This window comes from Azoarcus sp. KH32C (assembly GCF_000349945.1).
Lineage (GTDB): Bacteria > Pseudomonadota > Gammaproteobacteria > Burkholderiales > Rhodocyclaceae > Aromatoleum.
In genome coordinates this window covers 634217-653426 of sequence record NC_020516.1, presented here as the reverse complement: position 1 = coordinate 653426, position 19210 = coordinate 634217, and the positions used below count along the sequence as shown (strand labels likewise).

Here is a 19210-nt window from a genome sequence, read left to right as displayed (position 1 = left end):
GATGGATGCCCGACAACTCCCCTCGCAGCGCGGTTTCGCCTGGCTCAGCGAAGGCTTCAAACTCTGGCGCCGCAACCCGGCGCTGCTCACCTTCGTGTCCTTCGGCTACCTGCTGACGCTGCTCCTCGTCAGCATCGTCCCCTTCATCGGCCAGCCGATCGCATCGCTCTTGATGCCGGTGCTCTCGCTCGGCGTGCTCAACACCTGTCTTGCGATCGACAAAGGGCGCAAGGCCGGCCCCGACGTGCTGTTCTCCGGCTTCCAGCAGAACCTTCCCGCCCTCGTGATGATCGGCGCGATCTATCTCGTCGCGAGTGTCCTCGTGCTCGGGATCACGATCGTCGCCGACGGCGGCACGCTGCTGAGCATGATGACCACCGGCGCCAAGATCGATCCTGAAGCGACCGGCAGCACCGGCTTCACGATCGCGCTGCTGGTCGCGATCGCGCTCTCCACGCCGGTGATGATGGCCTACTGGTTTGCCCCCGTGCTCGCCGGCTGGTGGGAGATTCCGGCGCCGAAGGCGATGTTTTTCAGCTTCATCGCCTGCCAGCGCAACTGGCGTCCCTTCCTGATGTACTCGATCGCGCTGGCGATCTTCGCCGCGGTGCTGCCGAGCATGGTGCTGGCGCTCGTGGGCCGGCTGTCGCCGGTCCTCGCGACGATCCTGTCGGTGCCGCTCCCGCTGGTCGTGATCCCGATCGTCTTCGCGAGCTTCTACGTCAACGCCTGCGACGTCTTCGGCCCGCCCCGCGATGCCTCGGCAGGCGACTGATGCCGGTCCGCTGGGATTGCTCGGCGGCACCTTCGACCCCATCCACTTCGGCCATCTGCGCCTGGCGGAAGAGGCGCGCGAAGCGCTGCAGCTCGAACAGGTCGCGCTGATCCCGGCCGGCTCCCCGCCACACCGCGGGATGCCCCAGTCGCCGGCCTCGGCACGCCTCGCGATGGTGGAACTCGCCGCCGCCGGCAATGCCGGATTCATGGTCGATGCGGGCGAAGTCTTCGCGGAGGGCCCCAGCTACACCGTACTCACGCTCGAACGACTGCGCGCACAGCATGGACCCGCCCGGCCGCTCGTGCTGATCCTCGGCGCCGACGCCTTCGCCGGCCTGCCTGGCTGGCACCGCTGGCAGGATCTCTTCGAGCTCGCACACGTCGCCGTCGCCAACCGCCCGGGCTACGCCCCGCACGGCCGGCGCTGGCCGGCGACGCTATCGCAGGAACTCGATGCCGCCTGCGCCGGCCGCATCGCCACCGACCCCGCCGTGCTGCGGCAGTCGCCGGCGGGAAAGATCGTCCCGTTCGACATGACGCCACTGGCCATTTCCGCATCGCTGATCCGCGACCTGATCCGGTCCGGACACAGCGCCCGTTATTTGCTGCCCGATCCGGTTCTCGACTATATTGGGCTGCACCACCTCTATTGCAAAACCTGATGGACATCCACACGCTCGAAAAACTCGTTGTCGACGCTCTCGAAGACATCAAGGCCAAGGACATCGAAGTCATCAACACCACGAAGCTGACTTCGCTGTTCGACCGCATCGTCGTCGCCTCCGGCGACTCCAACCGGCAGACCCGGGCGCTCGCCCGCAACGTGCAGGAAAAGGTGCGTGAAGCCGGCGGCACGGTCATCAGCGTCGAAGGCGAAGAGAGCGGCGAATGGGTGCTGGTCGACCTCGGCGAAATCGTCGTGCACGTCATGCAGCCCGCAGTGCGCGCCTACTACAACCTCGAGGAACTGTGGACCGGCAGCTCGGTCCGCCGCGCGCGCAGCGCCGTCGCCTGACGGCGCCGCCTCTCCGGTGAAACTCCTGATCGTCGCCGTCGGCACCCGCATGCCCGCCTGGGTGGAGGCGGGTTTCGACGAATTCGCCCGCCGCATGCCGCGCGAACTGCCGCTACAGCTCGTCGAGGTGAAGGCCGAGCCGCGCACCACCGGCAAGACCGTCGAAGCGATGATGGCGGCGGAAGCAGCGCGCATCGAGGCCGCACTGCCGCCGCGCTGCCGCCGCGTGATCCTAGACGAGCGCGGCTCCGACCTCACGACGATGGAACTCGCGCGCCGCCTGGAGAGCTGGCAGGGCGAAGGCGAGGACGTCGCGCTGATCGTCGGCGGGCCGGACGGGCTCGCCCCGGCAATCAAGGCCTCGGCCCACGAACGCCTGCGCCTGTCGAGCCTGACGCTGCCGCATGCGCTGGTGCGTCCGCTGCTCGCGGAGGCGCTATACCGGGCGTGGACGGTGCTGAAGAACCACCCCTACCATCGCGAGTAGCGGCGACTCCTCGGTCCGGCGCGTCGCTTACTTCACCGCGGAGAAATCGAAGAGCAGCGGCTCGGAGACGCTCTTGTTCTCTGCCCCCGAACGGTTGAACACCGCAATCTGGCCGAGCAGCTTGCTGCCCGGTTTGAACACGACGTCGTCCGCACGCGAGGTGTTGAGCGCACGGGCGAATTCGATCGACCAGTGCCCCGCCTTCCACACGCCTTTCGCCGCGACGTCGGCTCCGCTGCCCGAAGGCGTAGCGGCGACGAAGGAAACCAGCTTGTCGCCCTTGTTCTCGCGCGGGCGCTGCACCACGTCGTAAGGCCCGGCACCTTCGTCGCGCTGCTTGGTGATGTAGATCACCGGGCCGTCCTTGACCTGGTACTCGGCCGCCGAATCCTGCATCTTGGTCGTGATGTAGTGATTCATGTCCTCCGCGAAACCGGTCGGATTGCTGCGGGCGGCCGACCACAGCCAGACGTCGACCCGGTACTCCTTCGTCGACAGCATCGTGCGGTCGTAATCGCCACTGAGATGGAAACGCAGCGCGAACATGTCGTCGAACTGGTTGTCGCGCTGGTACTTGTTGTCGCGCCAGACCCAGTCCTTGTACTGCGTGTCCGCGGCGTCGTCCGGGTAGCGCACGGCGATGAAGAGCTTGCCGCCGGCGACGCCCGCCTTCATCTCGACCTCGAGCTTGCCGGTCGTGTTGCGCTCGCCCGACGGTTCGAGCCCATACTTCGCGCGCTCGTCGCGCGGCAGCGCGGGCTTGACCGGCACCTTGATCCAGCCGTCGCTGCCCCACTCGCCGAGTTCGCCATCGACCTTCGGCGCCGCGGCGAGGTTCTGCACGGGCACCACCTGCGGCGGCGCGTCGGCGAATGCGAGCTGCGGCAGCAGCGCCAGCGGAAGGAGCAGCCTGTACAGCGGGGAGAGCGTCATCGACGGGCGGATCTTCATGCGATTATTCGATGGTGATCGTGCCGTGCATGCCCTTGTCCTTGTGGTCGTCGATCGTGCAATGCACTTCGTACTCCCCCTTGGTGACGGGCACGAGGAAGAGTTCGGCCGTGCCGCCGTCCTTATACACCTCGACCGCGTTGAAATACGGCGCCTTGATCTCGGCACCGCTCGGCTTGGGCGTCTGCACCTTGCGCCAGGCGACGTTCTTGAAGAAGTCGGCCGCGGTGTAGTAGTGATCCTTCTCGCCGCTGTTCTTGATCACGAGCCTGTAGGGTTGCCCGGCCTTCAACTTGAGGTCCTGCGGAGAGTAGCTGAAGTCCTCGAGTTCGATGGTCACGGTTTCCATTGCGTCCCAGTTTGCCGCCTTGACGATCGCGGGACCGTCGACGATGTAGTCGGCGGCCATGACAACGGGGGCAGCGAGGACGAAAGCCGCGGAGGCGGCCAGGGCCAGGAAGGACTTGCGCATTACGGTGATCTCCTCGAAAGGTCGGAACGGCGCGCCATCGAAACGGTGGCGATGGACGCAGCATATTAACCCCGCGATTGTATCAATTATTTTCAAGCGCCTGCGCCACTCCGACCCGGCGGCAGCAACGCTGCATGCCGGCAGCAGGGTAGAATCCGCGATACCCCGACCATTACCGCTTCGGGCACCAGAACGCCATGACCAGCCTGCCCCCACGCATCTACCTCGCATCGCGCAGCCCCCGCCGGCGCGACCTCCTTCGCCAGATCGGCGTGAATTTCGATGTGCTGGTGTTCCGCAGCGGCGAGCGCGGCGAGGACGCCGACGTCGATGAGACGCCCTTCGAGAATGAGCCGGTCGAGCGCTATGTCGAGCGCCTCGCGCTGACCAAGGCCGAGGCCGGTTTCAAGCGCCTGCATTGGCGCTCGCTGCCCTTCAACCCCGTGCTCGCCGCCGACACCACGCTGGAACTGGACGGCGCGATCATCGGCAAGCCGACGGACGCCGCCGACGCCACGGCGATCCTGCAGCGCCTGTCCGGCCGCACGCACCGCGTGCTGACCGCGGTCGCGATGAGCGACGGCACGAAGATCCGCAGCCGCATCAACGTCAGCGAAGTCCGCTTCCGCGAACTGAAGGAGTCGGAGATCCGGCACTACGTCGCGAGCGGCGAGCCGATGGACAAGGCCGGCGCCTACGGGATCCAGGGCCACGCAGCGATCTTCATCGAGGAGATCCGCGGCAGCTACACCGGCATCATGGGACTGCCGTTGTACGAAACCGCGCAGTTGCTTGATACCTTCGGCTATCCTCTCTGACCGGCACCCGGTTCGCGCGCATTGCATCCGATGGGCAATGCGCAATCGCTGTTCGACACTGCCACTGCGATTGCGCATTCCCCATTAAGCGGCCGTCTTCATGAGCATCGAATTCCTCATCAACGTGACCCCGCAGGAGACGCGGGTCGCCATCGTCGAACAGGGCGTCGTCCAGGAACTGCACGTCGAGCGCACCGCGAGTCGCGGCATCGTCGGCAACATCTATCTCGGCCGCGTCGTGCGCGTGCTGCCGGGGATGCAGTCCGCCTTCATCGACATCGGCCTCGAACGCACGGCCTTCCTCCATGTGGCCGATATCTGGAGCGACCGCCACAACGGCGACACGGGACGGCCGATCGAGCGCATCCTCGTCGAAGGCCAGAGCCTGATGGTGCAGGTGCTGAAGGATCCGATCGGCACGAAGGGCGCGCGGCTCTCGACGCAGGTCAGCATCGCCGGGCGCCTCCTCGTGTATCTCCCCCAGGAGAAGCACATCGGCATCTCGCAGCGCATCGAGGACGAGAGCGAGCGCGAGGCGCTGCGCGAGCGGCTGACGCGCCTCGTACCGGAGGACGAACCGGGCGGCTTCATCGTGCGCACGATGGCGGAATCGGCCTCCGACGCCGAGCTGTCCGCGGACATTGCCTACCTGAGGAAGCTGTGGGGCGAGATCCGCAACAGCGCAACCGGCCGCTTTCCGCCGACGCTGCTGTATGAGGACCTGAGCCTCGCCCAGCGCGTGCTGCGCGACCTCGTCGATGACGACACGTCGCGCCTGCTCGTCGACTCGCGCGAGAACTACCAGAAGCTCAGCACCTTCGCCGCCGAGTACACGCCCAAGGTGCTGCCGCTGCTCGAACACTACGGCGGCGAGCGGCCGCTCTTCGACCTGCACAACATCGAGGACGAGATCCAGAAGGCACTCGCGCGGCGCGTGAACCTGAAATCCGGCGGCTACCTGATCATCGACCAGACCGAGGCGATGACGACCGTGGACGTGAACACCGGCGGCTTCGTCGGCGCGCGCAACTTCGACGACACGATCTTCAAGACCAACCTCGAAGCCGCGCAGACCATCGCGCGCCAGCTGCGTCTGCGAAACCTCGGCGGCATCATCATCATCGATTTCATCGACATGGAAAGCCAGGAGCACCGCGACATGGTGCTCGACGAGTTCCGCAAGGCGCTCGCGCGCGACCACACGAAGATGACCGTCAACGGCTTCACCGCGCTGGGCCTCGTCGAGATGACGCGCAAGCGCACGCGCGAATCGCTCGCCCACCTGCTGTGCGAGCCCTGCCCGACCTGCAGCGGGCGCGGCGAGGTGAAGACCGCCCGCACCGTGTGCTACGAGATCCTGCGCGAACTGCTGCGCGAGGCCCGCCAGTTCAACGCCCGCGAATTCCGCATCCTCGCCGCCCCGAGCGTGATCGACCTCTTCCTCGATGAGGAGTCGCAGTCGCTCGCGATGCTGTCGGACTTCATCGACAAGAAGATCTCGCTGCACGCCGAGGCGAGCTACCAGCAGGAACAGTTCGACATCGTGCTGCTGTAGCCGCAGTCCAGCCGCGCTGAAGCGGTGGAGCGTCGGTATCCGAAAACGATCGACGCTCCAGCCCGGCTCCGGCGTCTATCGCCCGTGCCCATGCGCTACGGGCGGCAAATCGATACCGTGGCCGCTTGCGCGCACTTGATTCGTTCAGGCAGAAGGCTTCCGATCATCGCCCCCCCTTCATTGTCCAGCACGACATATTCCGCGGCTTCGATGTAGGGCACAAGTCGCCGCCGATTTCGCGGCCAAGCGCGCTCCTCGTCGTCCGCCGACTCGGCGGGCAGGCGCTCGACGGTGACAGCAGAATGATTCCAGAAAACCTGTTTGTACGTGAAATTCGTGACGATCGGCGTGTCATGGCCGATTTCCCGCGAAAGAGCCCAGACCTCTCGACCAGTCGCCAGATTCTTGAGTGCTGTCGCGGGCCGGGCGCTCACGACTGAATGGATCAGGATCACGCTCGCGACACCGTAGGCGATCGCCGCGCGCCGCCGCGAGTTCAGCGACACCTTTCGCATGATCAGGCAAGCGACGACGAAGAGCAGAACCATGTATCGCGGCGACAGGAGCGTCTTGAAATTATGCTTGGTCGTAGCCCAATTGGCCCACAGCGGGAACAGGTAGATATTGATCCAGACGAAGAAGGGGGAATCAAAAAGCCTGTCGTAGAGGCGACGCCCGGCGGCGGATACTCGCAGACCGAGGGCTGCGATGCGGCCGAGCTGGAGTGAGTAGACAGCAACCGCTCGCGCCCCGGCCAAAGCGACGAATAGCATCAGGGGGGCGGCCAAAAAGACGAGGTTGCGTGCCGTGAATGAAAAGGTAAAGGCGGTCGTCTTGAAGAAATAGAGGTATCCGGCTACCACATTCAGGACTGTCGCCAAGCCAACCGTGAGCGCGAGCGCATACCGGCGTTTCCAGAACAGATGGGCGGCGGCAATGCCGACAAAGAATACCGATTCCTCCCGCGTGAACAGCGTTAGCAAGGCCAGGAAGAGGATCTTCCTCGGCGTTTCGTCCCGATCGACCGCCATGGCGAGGAGAACCGTGAAGCCGACGAGGGGGATCCAGACACGCAGGTCATAGGTGCAGAACTGCAGGAAGAAACCGGCGAGCGCGAGGATGATGACCGTTCTTTTCCGCTCCTCCGCAGGTCGCCGCAAGGCATAACCGCTCAGCTGAAATGCCCAGAGCACGCTGAGCGCCGCATAGAAAGCGACGATCAGTGGTTCGCCTCCTATCTGAAAGCCCGCAGAGAGGATATAGGTCAGCGGAGAGAAGTGGACGTCGTTATGGGCGTAGGGAAAGCCATCGATTCCACTGAACCCGAAGATGTTGACGCCTTTCGGTTGCAGTAGGAGTTGCCGGGTCTCCCCGAACAGTGATCCGATGCGGGAGTCGAGCGCGACCAGGTAGTACGGGTAGTCGCGTGTGTGAAACGACAGGGTCAGCTTCTTCATGAAGTGAAAGACCACGGCACACACGAAGAGGATCAGAGCCAGAGGAGCAGGCCCTGACGAGCAGCGTTTGAGCAGGTTTTGCATCATGGTCGTTTTCTGACTTTTCTCGGGATTCGCATTCTTGCCGCTTGGACGCTACCCGGTGAGCGTGGCCTTGTTGCGATTGCCTGACCTGCCCCCGGCAATCGATGACAGGATTACCGCACCGATGCCGACCGCAAACCACAGGGTCGCCAGGCGGATGAGGACCGTAGCGGCAACCGCCTCGGCCTCGCCGACGCCCTTCCAAACCAGCAAAGTGACCATCAAGGCCTCGGCGCCGCCAAGCCCGCCTGGCATGAAGCTCAGCGCGCCCGCAAGCATTGACACGGCGTAGACGAAGAATGCGAACGGCAGTGGAATGTCGAGATTCATCCAGTCCAGGATCAGGTGAAACGCGAAAGCTTCGGCCGACCAGGCCACGATGCTCAGGGCGGTTGCCGTGAGGAGCAGCACTGGCGCGTGGCAACGCCGGGCCTGGAGAAGAATCTGCAGCAGGTGGCGTATCAGGCGCGAGGTCCGCGTCGTGTCGCTTACGACATCATGGAGCCATACAAGGACCTTCTGGTTCGACAGCACGAGCAGTGCTGCGAGAATCCCGACGCTCCCCGCAGCGACGAGTGGCTGCGCGGCGGGATACTCGCTGAGACCGAAGAGCGTCAACACCACGATCGCGAGCAGGTCGGACAGGCGTTCGCTGAGAAATGCGGCGAGGCTCATCGCATAGGGCATGTGCCAACGTCGCAGGAAGACCCCACGCAAGGCCTCTCCCGCTTTACCAGGGGTCGTGGTCAGAGCAAAGCCGGCCAGGTAGATTTTTAGGCTTGGCCGCCAGGGCACGGGATGATCCATGGCTGCGAGGTAGGCCTGCCACCGAATGAAGCGCAACCCGTAATTCAGCAGCGACAGCAGCAAGGCTACACCGGCGCCAACAATGCCTACCTTGCGAACGGCGGCTGCGACCTCGTGCCAGCCGCTCCACATGGCGAAGCCCAGGTAGCCAACCGCGGCGAACAGGACTGACCACGCGACGGCACGGTATCGCCAGCCGGACAGAACGACGAAGTCATCCTCCTTGGCGCGCGGCGATGATGGAAGGGCGGTCACAGTTTCAGGCGCTTGAAGACGGGGCGCGGGATGTTGCGGATCACGGCCATGATCAAGGCCCAGAATGCGGGGGCGTAGACGACATCTGCACGACGCTCGATGCCGCTCACGATCCGCCGGGCGACCATATCGGGTTGCGCGACGAGCGGGCCCGGCAGCGGAAGTCCGTCAGTCATCGGGGTGGCGACAAATCCCGGACGAATATCGGTGAGCGCCACGCCGACCTTGAAGAGCCGCGCCCGAAGCCCTTCGCAAAACACCGAAACGGCCGCTTTGGCGCTGCCGTAGACGTAGTTGCTGGGGCGCCCCCGATCGCCCGCGACCGAGGTGATGACGCCAATCGTACCGTCGCGCTGCCGCTCGAACTGGCTTGCGAGCAAGGTCAACAGCGCAATCACGGAGGTGCCGTTCGTCGCGAATTCGCGCAGCGCACAAGCGGCATCGGCCTCACAGGCAGCCTGGTCGGGCAAGGTGCCGTGGGCGATCAGGGCAATGTCGATTTCGCCGAGGGTCTCAAGTGCAGCGTCCAGCATCGGCGCATGAGACGAGAGATCCGTCGCGTCCATTTGCCAACTATGGATCGCCGCTGCACCACGTACGCCCAGGTCGGCCGCGAGCGCATCGAGTTTCGCCGCGTCGCGCGCGACCAGGAACAGACTTGCGCCCTGTGCGGCCCACAAGCGGGCGCAGGCGCCGGCAATGGCCGAAGTCGCGCCGATGATGAGGATTTTTTTCATTGGGTAACGCGCTGCCAGAAACGGGACAACAGTGCCGGGTCGCGAAGGGCCTCGATGCGACGCCACTCCGGGTAGCTACGACGGAAGTCCTCGCCGCTCATATGGGCATCCTTGGCGGGATAGAGGCGCCCGCCGGCTTCCCGCACGATGGCATCGAGTCGCGGAAACAGATTCGCCTCAAGCTGCGCCGATTGGGGGAAATCAAGGGCAAGAGTCGTCCCCGGCAAGGGAAAGGACAGCAAGCCCGGCGAGGCGATGTCTCCGCATCGTTTGAGAACAGCCAGAAACGACCCTGCCCCCGATTTCGCGATGGTTTCCAGCAACGCATGGACGCCGGCGCGTGCCTCGGGTTCAGGAATTACGCACTGGTATTGTTGAAACCCCTTCGGGCCGTATATACGGTTCCAGTGCCGGATCGCGTCGAGCGGGTAGAAGAAGCCATCGTAGCCGACATCTGCCGAGGTGCGCGCGGCTGGCGCTCTTCGCCAGTAGGCTTCGTTGAAAACCTTGAGTGACAGGCGGTTGAAAAGCGGGATGGGGGGCGTCAAGGGTATCGACCGCTTCTGCGGCGACTCCGTCGCAAGGGGGCCCTCGTCCGAAAAATCGCCTGCCGTGTATATACCGCGACCGATGGTCGACCCGGTCGCTGAGCAGTCGATCCAGGACACGCAGAACTCGTGCCTTGCATCCAATTCGCTGGATAGGGCGAAAAATTCATCCAGTGTGTTGAACCGCTGAGTGAGGCTCCGGATGCGGCTCGCGCCGATCCGCATGAGCTGGATCTCGGCCCACTCAATGACGCCGGTGAGGCCCAGGCCGCCGATCGTGGCGGCAAAAAACTCAGGCTGCTCGACGGCCGAGCACGTTAGACGTCCGACATCCGATCGCAGAAGCCCGAACCGGCGTACGTGCCGCCCAAATGTTCCCTTGCGGTGATGGTTCTTGCCATGCACGTCGTTGGCGATCACGCCGCCGAGCGTCACATACTTCGTACCCGGCGTGACCGGAAGGAACCAGCCACGAGGAATCGCAACCGCAAGGATCTCCTCGAGAGTAACGCCGGCCTCGGCGCTCAGGATCCCGGCACTCCAGTCTGCGCTGATAAACCGGTCGAGCGGTCGCATGTGAAGCACATGATCACTCGCCGCCAGGCAACTGTCGCCGTAGCTGCGTCCCATGCCATACGGCAAAGTTGAACCACTCTCCGCCCGAAGTGATGCGAGTTGGTCGGGTAACTCGCTGCGCCAGTGGCAAGCGAACGGAGTTTGCGGAAAGTCCGGATAGTTGCCCCACGAGCGCAGCCGGCATGCACTCACTTGGCGACCCACAAAACGAGCGCCAGAAGTGCCGTGGTCGCAAGACTGGCGCGATCATGGACGGCGAAGAGCACCGGATCCTCATGCATCCGTCCCCGATGGGCAAGCATCCACACCCGGCTTATCCACATCAGAAGAAGTGGGCAGCAGAACCAGATGATTTCCGGGCGTCGGTACAGTTGAGCCGTGCGGACCTCGTTGATATAGAGCGCAAGCACCATCACGGCCATATAGCCCGATGCCGCACCGAGGGACGCGATCATTTCAAGATCGCTCGGAAAGTAGCCACGTCCTCGGGCTCTCTTCTTGCTGCCGCGAGCTCGCGCCTCGAAGAGTTCCGCATAGCGCTTGACGAGCGCAAGGCTCAAAAATATGAACATCGAAAAGGCCAGCAACCAGAAGCTCAGCGGAATCTCCACCGCAAAGGAGCCGACGATGACGCGTGTCGTATAGAGTCCGGCAAGCGCGATGACGTCTACGACCATCAGGCGCTTGAGCTTCAATGAATACGCGAGCGTCAAGACGTAGTAGGTGGCGAGGCCGGCCGTGAATACCGGGGGCAGCATCCACAGCGCGAGCGCAAAAGCGGTTACAAGCAAGACGGGAAAGGCGACCAATCCGGCAGGAATCGACAGACGCCCCGCAGCGAACGGTCGGAAACGCTTGCGGGGATGGTGCCGATCGTCACGCAGGTCGAGCAGATCGTTCAGGATGTAGACGCTCGATGCGCACAATCCGAAACACAGAAAGGCGAGGATCGCCTCGACCACTCGCGTCACGTCCGTGTAAAGGTGCGCGGCCAACAGGGGAACGAAGATCAGCAGATTCTTGAGCCATTGATGCAGGCGCAGCGCCTTCATCCAGTCCCGCGGCGTCGAGCGATCGGAATCGAGCACCGCCGCTACATTGCCAACCTTCCGGGCACGTCGTTCCACATCTCGCGATGCATTGACGATGTAGGCGTGCCGGGCGGCGCCCCAGACGGCAAGGTCGTCGCGCGAGTTACCGACATAGTCGAAACCGCAATCGCCGAAACTCGCAATCAACGCGTCGCGCTTGGACTGAGCGGAGAGATTTCGTTCAGCATTCGAAGCGATGACCTCATCAAACAGCCCCAGGTGTGCCGCGACGCGCTCAGCGAGTAGATGGTGACTGGCGGTCGCGAGGATCACTCGCCGTCCTCGCCCGCGTTCGGCCTCGATGAACTCGATGACCGATTGCTCGTACGGCAGGACCGACATGTCGGTGTTCGTCGCGTGCGCAAGCTCGTGCTTGAGCGCAGCCTTCCCCTGCAGAAGCCATTGCAGCGGCGCGAGCGCTCGAAGTGGCTTGTCGCGCAGAAACTCAAGCCCGGTCTCAATCAGCAAGTCCGAGCGCAGCAAGGTGCCGTCGAGGTCGACGACGAGAGGCGGTTCCACGAACCCGAGTTCCTTCTCGTCGGTGAATAGACTGTGTCTTTCCAAGCTATGGGCAATCACAAATATTTACATTCTACACAGAGTACGTCGCACGTCATCTCGACATTCCCCAAACACGGGCCGCGGACGAACATCTCAAAGTCGAAAAGACAGGTAGTCAGCAGCCGGTCAATCAACGACAATTTCGACAAGAGATGCGTACTGCCCAAGCGCAGGGAGAACGAATGAGACCGCATGAATTGCCGAACGCACAAGACAAGGATCTCGCCGCTTCACTCGCAGTCATCCGTCGGCCAGCGGTCATGGCGTGCGAACAGGCAATGCGGGCCGGAACTGCAATCGTCGCAAGCAATAAGCATATTCAAATCTTCCATTCCGTCTAATCGCTGACGAATTGCGCCGCGAAGCGGGCTGCTGGGTCAGTCCCACCTCCCGCTTCGTCCCGAATCTCAAACTGCTCGCACGGTCCTCCTGAAGGGGGCCATTCCTCTTGATACCTGATTCTTTGCCCCTGCCCTCGGAACCCACGCCGGAACGCTTCGGCGCGTCCCCGCTGCGCTGGTTCCTCGCGACCCGCCCCGCCTTCCTGAGCGTCACGCTCGCCGGCTGCCTGATCGGGCTCGCCGCGGCGCATTCGGATGGCGTTCCGTTCGACGCGCTGCACGCGGTCGTCACGGTCGTCTTCGCGCTGCTCGCGCACGCTGGGGCGAACGTCTTGAACGATTACCACGACGCCTTGAGCGGCGCGGATGCGGCGAACACGCAGCGGATCTTCCCCTTCACCGGCGGCAGCCGCTTCATCCAGAACGGCGTGCTGACGGAGCGCGAGACGGCGCGGCTGGGCTGGGCGCTGCTGGTGCCGGTGGTTCCGGCCGGGATCTGGCTCGCGGCCGGATCGGGTCCGGGGCTGATTGCGATCGGGCTTGCGGGCCTCGTGCTCGGCTGGGCCTATTCGGCGCCGCCGCTGAAGCTCGCGAGCCGCGGCCTCGGCGAGTTCGCGGTTGCGGCGGCGTGGCTGCTCATCGTCGTCGGAGCCGATTTCGTGCAGCGCGGCGCCTTCGCCTGGACGCCGGTCGCGGCCGGCGTATCGTTCGCGCTGCTCGTCGCGAACCTGCTGTACATCAACCAGTTCCCGGACCGGGCCGGCGACGAGGCGGCGGGCAAGCGCACGCTCGTCGTGCAACTCGGCGCCGACAGCGCGAAATGGGGCTATTTCGCGATCGCGCTCGTGGCCTATGGCTGGCTCGTGCTGCAGGTCGGGCGCTACAACCTGCCGCAGGCCTGCGCGGCCGCGGCGCTGACGCTGGTGCTGTCCTTCCATGCGGCGCGGCTGTTGCGCGAGCATGCCGACGAACCGGCGAAGCTCGCACCGGCGATCAAGCTGACGATTCTCGCGACGAACCTGCACGGCTTCGTGCTCGCGGCGACGCTCGCCTTCGGCCGCCACACCTGACTTCTCTTTCGGATTGACCCAATGATCGGACGCATCGCCGGCATCCTGCTGGAAAAGAACCCGCCCCAGATCGTCGTGGACGTGCACGGCGTCGGCTACGAGATCGACGTGCCGATGAGCACCTTCTACGGCCTGCCGGCGACGGGCCAGCCGGTCGCACTCTTCACGCATCTCGCGGTGCGTGAGGACGGGCACTTCCTGTATGGCTTCGCGAGCGCGGACGAGCGCGCGGCCTTCCGCCAGCTGCTGAAGGTGTCGGGGATCGGCGCGCGGACGGCGCTCGCGGTGCTGTCGGGCCTATCGGTGACGGACCTTGCGCAGGCCGTCGCGCTGCAGGAGGCCGGGCGCCTCGTGAAGATCCCCGGCATCGGCAAGAAGACCGCCGAACGCCTGCTGCTGGAGTTGCGCGACAAGCTCGGCAAGGCGCTGCCGACGCTGGGCGCGACCGTCTCGGCCGGCGTCATCGCGGCCGCACCGGACGCGCGCAGCGACATCCTCAATGCACTGCTCGCGCTCGGCTACAACGAGAAGGAAGCGCTCGGCGCGATGAAGGCGGTGCCGGAAGACAGCGGCGTCTCGGACGGCATCCGCCAGGCGCTGAAGAGCTTGTCGAAGGGCTGACTCGGCCCGCTGCCATCCAGAAAAAAACGGGGGCACATCCGGCGAAGAAGGGCATGTTTGAGGAGAGGGATCCAGGTCCCTTTTGCCGGTGCTGCGTGCCCCCGTCAAGAAACGGCTCGCGGGGTTAAATCGTCAGGCGATCGCCTCCGCATCGGCCATCTGCCCCAAGGACGGCGCGACGGCGAAGTCGCAGCCGGTGCGTGCCCTGACTTCGCCGACCGTCACATCCGGCTGCAGCTCCGTCAGCACCAGTCCACGTCCCTTCTCGACCGCGAACACGCATAGATCAGTGATGATCGCGTCGACGACTCCGGTGCCGGTGAGCGGCAGCGAACAGCGCTCGACGATCTTCGGCGAGCCGTCGCGCGCGCAGTGCTCCATCAGTACGACGACGCGCTTCACCCCGGCGACGAGATCCATCGCGCCGCCCGGCCCCTTGACCATCTTGCCGGGGACCATCCAGTTCGCGAGGTCGCCGGTCGCCGAGACTTCCAGCGCGCCGAGGATCGACAGATCGACGTGGCCGCCGCGGATCATCGCGAAGGAGTCGGCGCTGGAGAAGAAGCTCGCGCCGCGCGCGGCGGTGATGGTCTGCTTGCCGGCGTTGATGAGGTCCGCGTCGACCGCGTCGTCATTCGGGAAGGGGCCGATGCCGAGCAGGCCGTTCTCCGACTGCAGCGTGACCTGCATGCCCGAAGGGATGTAGTTCGCGACCAGCGTCGGGATGCCGATGCCGAGGTTCACATGGTAGCCGTCGCGCAATTCCTGCGCCGCGCGGCGCGCCATCCGGAGGCGTACCGGCGTCTCCTTCTTGGTCGCCGCCGCGCCGGCAGTCGTGCGGAATTCGATGCGCTTCTCATAGCCTGCGCCCTGCAGGATGCGGTCGACGTAGATGCCTGGGACGTGGATCTGGTCCGGATCGAGATCGCCGATTTCGACCAGTTCCTCGACTTCGGCGATCGTGATGCGGCCGCAGGTCGCGATCATCGGGTTGAAGTTGCGCGCGGTCTTGCGGAAGACGAGGTTGCCCGCGCGGTCGCCGCGCCAGGCCTTGACGATCGCGACGTCAGCGGTGATGCCGCGTTCGAGGACGTATTCCTTGCCGTCGAAGATCTCGACCGGCTTGCCGGCGGCGAGACGGGTGCCGAAGGCGGTGCGCGTGTAGAAGCCGGGAATGCCGGCGCCGCCCGCGCGCAGCCGCTCGGCAAGCGTGCCCTGGGGCACGAGCTCCAGTTCCAGCTCGCCCGCCAGCACCTGGCGTTCGAACTCCTTGTTTTCGCCGACGTAGGACGCGATGACCTTCTTCACCTGCCGCGCCTGCAGCAGCAGACCCATGCCGAAGTCGTCGACGCCGGCGTTGTTGCCGACGATGGTCAGCTCCCGCGTGCCGGTCTCGAGCAGCGCGCCGATCAGGTTCTCGGGGATGCCGCACAGGCCGAAGCCGCCAGCGGCGATGGTCTGCCCGTCCCGCACGACGCCAGCCAGCGCGGATTCGGCGTCCGGATACACCTTGCTCATATTGTTCTCCTGGTAAAGATCATGTTCCGACTGCATCCACCACGCGTCGCGCGGTGAGCCCGATCGCGGACACCGCGTCGATCGCATCCGGGTTTTCGATTGCCGACAGATCGCCTGGGCGAGTGCCGAGGTAGGCGGCGCGCATCACGCGCCGCACCGTCTTGCCGTTACGTGTTTTCGGGATCGCCTCGACGCGATGCACACGGGCCGGCCGCAAGGGTTTGCCGAGCTGGCGGCCCACGTGTTCGACGAGTTCCGCTTCCCACTCGTCCCAGGGGCGCGCGGCCAGCGCCTCGCCGTCGCGCACCGTGACGAAGCACACCACCGCCTCGCCCTTGAGTTCGTCGGGGACACCGACCGCCACCGCCTCGACGACCAGCGGGTGCGACACCAGCGCCGATTCGAAGTCGGCGGGACCGACGCGCTTGCCGGCGATCTTGATCGTGTCGTCGCTGCGGCCATGCACGAGCCAGTAGCCGTCCTCGTCCACGGATGCCCAGTCGCCATGCATCCACACGTCCGGCCACACCGACCAGTAGGCCTCGCGGTATCGCTCCGCATCGCGCCAGAAGCCGTGGGTCATGCCCGGCCAGGGCTGACGGATCGCGAGTTCGCCGACGCTGCCGCGCACCGGGCGGCCGTCGCCATCGAGGACCTCGACCGCCATGCCGGGGATCGGTCCATTGAAAGCGCATGGCTTTTGCGGCAGGCCGGGAAAGCAGGCGAGGATGCCGCCGCCGATTTCGGTGCCGCCGGAATAGTTGATGATCGGCCGGCGCGATTCGCCGACCTGCTCGAACAGCCACCGCCACGGCGCCTCGTTCCACGCTTCGCCGGTCGAACCGAATACGCGCAGCGTGTCGAGCGCGCCCGGCGGCGGCAAGCTCCCATCGCTCGCCATCAGCATCCGCACCAGCGTCGGCGACAGGCCGAAATGCGTGACCCGGTGGCGCGCGACGACATCCCACAACCGCCCCGCGTCGGGGTAATCCGGCGTGCCTTCGTAGAACACCAGGGTCGCGCCGAGCATCAGTCCGCCATAGACCATCCACGGCCCCATCAGCCAGCCCATGTCGGTGATCCACATCAGCGTGTCGTCGGCGCGCAGATCGAAGGCCATCTGCAGATCCTGCGCGCCCTTCACCGGGAAGCCGGCATGGGTGTGCACAACGCCCTTCGGCTTGCCGGTGGTGCCCGAGGTGTAGATCAGCATCAGCGTCTGGTCGGCCGGAAAGGCCACCCGCGAACAGGTAGACAGGTAGCCCGGCAGCCGCCGGTATTCGAATTCGACGCAGGACGCTTCGCCGGCGTCATCGGCGTCGGCCGGACCGATGCCCAGCCGGTCCACGACGACGAGCTGACGCAGCGACGGGCTCGCGCGCGCCGCGGCACGGGCGTCGTCGAGCATCGGCACGCGCTTGCCGCGGCGGTAATAGCCATTGGCGCACACCAGCACGCGCGCCTCGCAGTCGGCGATGCGCTGCGCGACCGAGTCGGCGCCGTAGCCGGAAAAGAAGGGGATGAAGATCGCGCCGATGCGGGTCGCGGCGAGCATCGTCACGGCGGCCTCGGGGATCATCGGCAGATAGAGCGCGATGCGATCGCCCGCGCCGACGCCCATCGCACACAGCCCGGCCGCGACGCGCTCCACCTCGGCGGCCAGCTCGGCGTAGCTGATCGTGCGCAGCTCGCCGCGGTCGCCCTCCCAGCGGATCGCGATCTTGGTCGGCGTGGCGCGGGCGTGCTTGCCGACCAGGTTGTCGACGAGGTCGAGGCGCCCATCGACAAACCACTTCGGCCACATCACGCCGTCACTCACGTCGAGCGTCTGGCGGTACGGCATCACCCAGTCGAGACCGATCGCCTGGATCACCTGGTCCCAGAAAAGTCCGGGTTCGCGCGCCGCCTGCTCGCGCAGGTCGTCGAGGTCGCGGTAGCCGTGGCGCGCGATGAAGCGCGCGAGTTGCGTCGTGCGCCATTCATCGCCCGTGGGCGTATAGATGTTCATGTCGGAGTTCTCCCTCCGTTGTCGTGGTCGATGCCGCAGACCGCACCGCTCCCGCCCGTCGCGCGGGAAAAATGTCCGCCCCCGAAGCAACCAGGGGCGGACCAAGCGGGGGAGAGCCTGCAGTCCCGGCGCAGGGGGCGTCCGCAGGGGCCGCTTAGCGGCCCGCCCCCGTCGCAACCTCCTCCAGAACGTTCAGCGACACATCGGTCTCCTTCACGCCTTTCGGGTTGGACTTCATGTTGGACGACCAATTGGTGGCGTGACCGCGCTTGACGTCGATGATGTGGCCCACGACCGGCATCACCGCCTTGTAGCCGTCGTCACCGGTATCGGGGCGATTCTGGAAGATGAACATCTTCCAGAACTCCCCCTTGCGGTCGAGCGCGTAGCCCAGATACGGGCGCGGGAAATCGACCTCGATGTAGGCCACCTTCTTGCTGTACGGGTGCTCCGGCGGCGGCGTGCCCTCGACGACATACACCTCGCGCGGCTCCCACTCGATGTCCTTGGCCGGGTTGAAGTACGGCGGCTCGCTCATGCCGATGCGCGGATATTCCTTCTCGATCGACTTGCCGGTCTGGCTGTTGTCGACGCTCATCTCGGGGCTGTGGGCGATGGCGAAGATCCAGCGCTTCTCGATCAGCTTGTTCGACGTGTACTTCGTCGGCCAGGCATCCCAGATATCCCAGTCGTCATAGAGCTGGTCGGTGCCGCCGATCGGGTCCATCCACGCCCCGCCGGACAGTCGCCGGGTGCGCCGCACCGACTTCAGATACGCGTAGGCGTCATCCGGCTTCTTCGAGTCGGCCTCGTTGTAGCGCACCGAGAACGAGCCGATGCCGCGGATCTCCTGCGGGCTGGTGGCGACGAAGTAGGTCTTTTGCGCAATGTTGCCGTCGCCGACGGAGATCGGCCCGCCGTCGAGGCGCCCTTCCATGTAGTAGCGGCGCGACTGGAAGCGCTGCACGCGCTCGAAGCCCTTTTTGGCGTCGAGGAAGACCCAGGCGATGTCGCGCAGGTCCATCGTCGCGCCGTAGGTCGCCGCGCGCAGGTTCCAGATCACCTTGTCGCCGGCGTTGGGGTCGTCGAGCTTGATCGCCTCGGGCGGGAACAGCATGCCCGCCTTCCAGCCCGTGACGGTACGGTCGGCGGGGTTGAACTTGACGTCCTTCGACCAGTTCTTGGTCGCCTCGACGTACTTCGGATCCATCTCGATCTTCTTCGAGTGGGCGATCTTGATCGTCAGGTCGTAGTTGTTGATCATCCATTCGAGCTTTTCGGGAATCATGCTCGCGATGGTCTTGCCCTCGAAAGTGTCGTTCTTGACGCTGGCGAGGTTGTCCTTGGTGATGATGAAGCCGGGCTCCAGCACCTTGGCCTGCGCACCCTGTGCCGCGAACAGCAGCATCAGGCCGACGGCGCCGCCGATGATTCGGGATTCGTTATGCATGGTGGTCTCCT

At 65.0% G+C, this 19210-nt stretch carries 18 protein-coding genes and 1 pseudogene; 8 read left to right on the top strand and 11 right to left on the bottom strand.

Going from position 1 to position 19210, the window contains the following annotated elements; translation table 11 throughout:
* The first annotated feature begins 1 nt into the window (after nucleotide 1).
* From AZKH_RS02885 to rlmH, 4 genes are read left to right on the top strand one after another with little or no spacing between them, the layout of a single operon-like run.
* Complete coding sequence (locus AZKH_RS02885; RefSeq protein WP_015434239.1) at nucleotides 2-775, top strand: BPSS1780 family membrane protein; 774 nt, start codon at nucleotides 2-4, stop codon at nucleotides 773-775.
* Nucleotides 756-1439, top strand: coding sequence for a nicotinate-nucleotide adenylyltransferase (nadD, locus tag AZKH_RS02880; RefSeq protein ID WP_015434238.1), 684 nt, complete (start codon nucleotides 756-758; stop codon nucleotides 1437-1439). The genes AZKH_RS02885 and nadD overlap by 20 nt, the downstream gene beginning before the upstream one ends.
* Nucleotides 1439-1792: a ribosome silencing factor gene (rsfS, locus tag AZKH_RS02875; RefSeq protein ID WP_015434237.1), complete on the top strand. Its 354-nt coding sequence runs from the start codon at nucleotides 1439-1441 to the stop codon at nucleotides 1790-1792. Before nadD ends, rsfS begins: the two co-directional genes overlap by 1 nt.
* Nucleotides 1793-1808: 16 nt before the next feature.
* Nucleotides 1809-2279, top strand: coding sequence for a 23S rRNA (pseudouridine(1915)-N(3))-methyltransferase RlmH (gene rlmH / locus AZKH_RS02870; protein ID WP_015434236.1), 471 nt, complete (start codon nucleotides 1809-1811; stop codon nucleotides 2277-2279).
* Between the two features lie 27 nt (nucleotides 2280-2306).
* Here the strand turns inward: rlmH and AZKH_RS02865 are convergent, their stop codons facing one another.
* Together AZKH_RS02865 and AZKH_RS02860 are read right to left on the bottom strand one after the other, a co-directional pair.
* Nucleotides 2307-3230 carry an ethylbenzene dehydrogenase-related protein gene (locus AZKH_RS02865; protein WP_015434235.1) on the bottom strand — a complete coding sequence of 308 codons (924 nt, stop codon included), beginning with the start codon at nucleotides 3228-3230 and terminating at the stop codon, nucleotides 2307-2309.
* 4 nt (nucleotides 3231-3234) lie between these two features.
* Nucleotides 3235-3702 (bottom strand): cupredoxin domain-containing protein, encoded by a 468-nt coding sequence (locus tag AZKH_RS02860; RefSeq protein ID WP_015434234.1) that lies wholly within the window; start codon nucleotides 3700-3702, stop codon nucleotides 3235-3237.
* 197 nt (nucleotides 3703-3899) lie between these two features.
* Between AZKH_RS02860 and AZKH_RS02855 the strand changes: the two genes are divergently transcribed.
* Together AZKH_RS02855 and rng are read left to right on the top strand one after the other, a co-directional pair.
* Nucleotides 3900-4520, top strand: coding sequence for a nucleoside triphosphate pyrophosphatase (locus AZKH_RS02855; RefSeq protein ID WP_015434233.1), 621 nt, complete (start codon nucleotides 3900-3902; stop codon nucleotides 4518-4520).
* A 100-nt stretch (nucleotides 4521-4620) separates the two neighbouring features.
* Complete coding sequence (gene rng / locus AZKH_RS02850) at nucleotides 4621-6075, top strand: ribonuclease G (RefSeq protein ID WP_015434232.1); 1455 nt, start codon at nucleotides 4621-4623, stop codon at nucleotides 6073-6075.
* Nucleotides 6076-6170: 95 nt separating this feature from the next.
* Here the strand turns inward: rng and AZKH_RS02845 are convergent, their stop codons facing one another.
* The 5 genes from AZKH_RS02845 to AZKH_RS02825 are packed head-to-tail and all read right to left on the bottom strand — an operon-like array spanning nucleotide 6171 to nucleotide 12149.
* Complete coding sequence (locus AZKH_RS02845; RefSeq protein WP_015434231.1) at nucleotides 6171-7619, bottom strand: hypothetical protein; 1449 nt, start codon at nucleotides 7617-7619, stop codon at nucleotides 6171-6173.
* A gap of 48 nt (nucleotides 7620-7667) precedes the next feature.
* Nucleotides 7668-8678, bottom strand: a complete 1011-nt coding sequence (locus tag AZKH_RS02840; RefSeq protein WP_015434229.1) for a lysylphosphatidylglycerol synthase transmembrane domain-containing protein — start codon at nucleotides 8676-8678, stop codon at nucleotides 7668-7670.
* Complete coding sequence (locus tag AZKH_RS02835; RefSeq protein ID WP_015434228.1) at nucleotides 8675-9415, bottom strand: SDR family oxidoreductase; 741 nt, start codon at nucleotides 9413-9415, stop codon at nucleotides 8675-8677. Before AZKH_RS02835 ends, AZKH_RS02840 begins: the two co-directional genes overlap by 4 nt.
* Nucleotides 9412-10731 carry an FAD-binding oxidoreductase gene (locus tag AZKH_RS02830; RefSeq protein WP_015434227.1) on the bottom strand — a complete coding sequence of 440 codons (1320 nt, stop codon included), beginning with the start codon at nucleotides 10729-10731 and terminating at the stop codon, nucleotides 9412-9414. The genes AZKH_RS02835 and AZKH_RS02830 overlap by 4 nt, the downstream gene beginning before the upstream one ends.
* On the bottom strand, nucleotides 10728-12149 hold the full coding sequence (locus AZKH_RS02825) for a UbiA family prenyltransferase (RefSeq protein ID WP_041655838.1): 1422 nt from the start codon (nucleotides 12147-12149) through the stop codon (nucleotides 10728-10730). Before AZKH_RS02825 ends, AZKH_RS02830 begins: the two co-directional genes overlap by 4 nt.
* 505 nt (nucleotides 12150-12654) lie before the next feature.
* On the opposite strand from AZKH_RS02825, the gene AZKH_RS02820 reads away from it, so the two are divergent.
* Together AZKH_RS02820 and ruvA are read left to right on the top strand one after the other, a co-directional pair.
* Nucleotides 12655-13602, top strand: a complete 948-nt coding sequence (locus AZKH_RS02820; protein WP_015434225.1) for a prenyltransferase — start codon at nucleotides 12655-12657, stop codon at nucleotides 13600-13602.
* Between the two features lie 21 nt (nucleotides 13603-13623).
* Entirely contained in the window at nucleotides 13624-14223 is a 600-nt protein-coding gene (gene ruvA, locus AZKH_RS02815) for a Holliday junction branch migration protein RuvA (RefSeq protein ID WP_015434224.1), read from the top strand.
* 132 nt (nucleotides 14224-14355) lie between these two features.
* On the opposite strand, the gene AZKH_RS27600 is transcribed toward ruvA, so the two are convergent.
* The 4 genes and pseudogenes from AZKH_RS27600 to AZKH_RS02800 form a co-directional block, all read right to left on the bottom strand.
* Nucleotides 14356-15009, bottom strand: a complete 654-nt coding sequence (locus AZKH_RS27600) for a 3-oxoacid CoA-transferase subunit B (RefSeq protein ID WP_231874524.1) — start codon at nucleotides 15007-15009, stop codon at nucleotides 14356-14358.
* A 48-nt stretch (nucleotides 15010-15057) separates the two neighbouring features.
* Nucleotides 15058-15741: pseudogene (locus AZKH_RS27595) on the bottom strand (CoA transferase subunit A); the annotation flags it as partial.
* Between the two features lie 19 nt (nucleotides 15742-15760).
* Nucleotides 15761-17749: an AMP-binding protein gene (locus AZKH_RS02805; RefSeq protein ID WP_015434222.1), complete on the bottom strand. Its 1989-nt coding sequence runs from the start codon at nucleotides 17747-17749 to the stop codon at nucleotides 15761-15763.
* Between the two features lie 154 nt (nucleotides 17750-17903).
* On the bottom strand, nucleotides 17904-19199 hold the full coding sequence (locus tag AZKH_RS02800) for a DUF1329 domain-containing protein (RefSeq protein ID WP_015434221.1): 1296 nt from the start codon (nucleotides 19197-19199) through the stop codon (nucleotides 17904-17906).
* Between the last annotated feature and the right edge of the window lie 11 nt (nucleotides 19200-19210).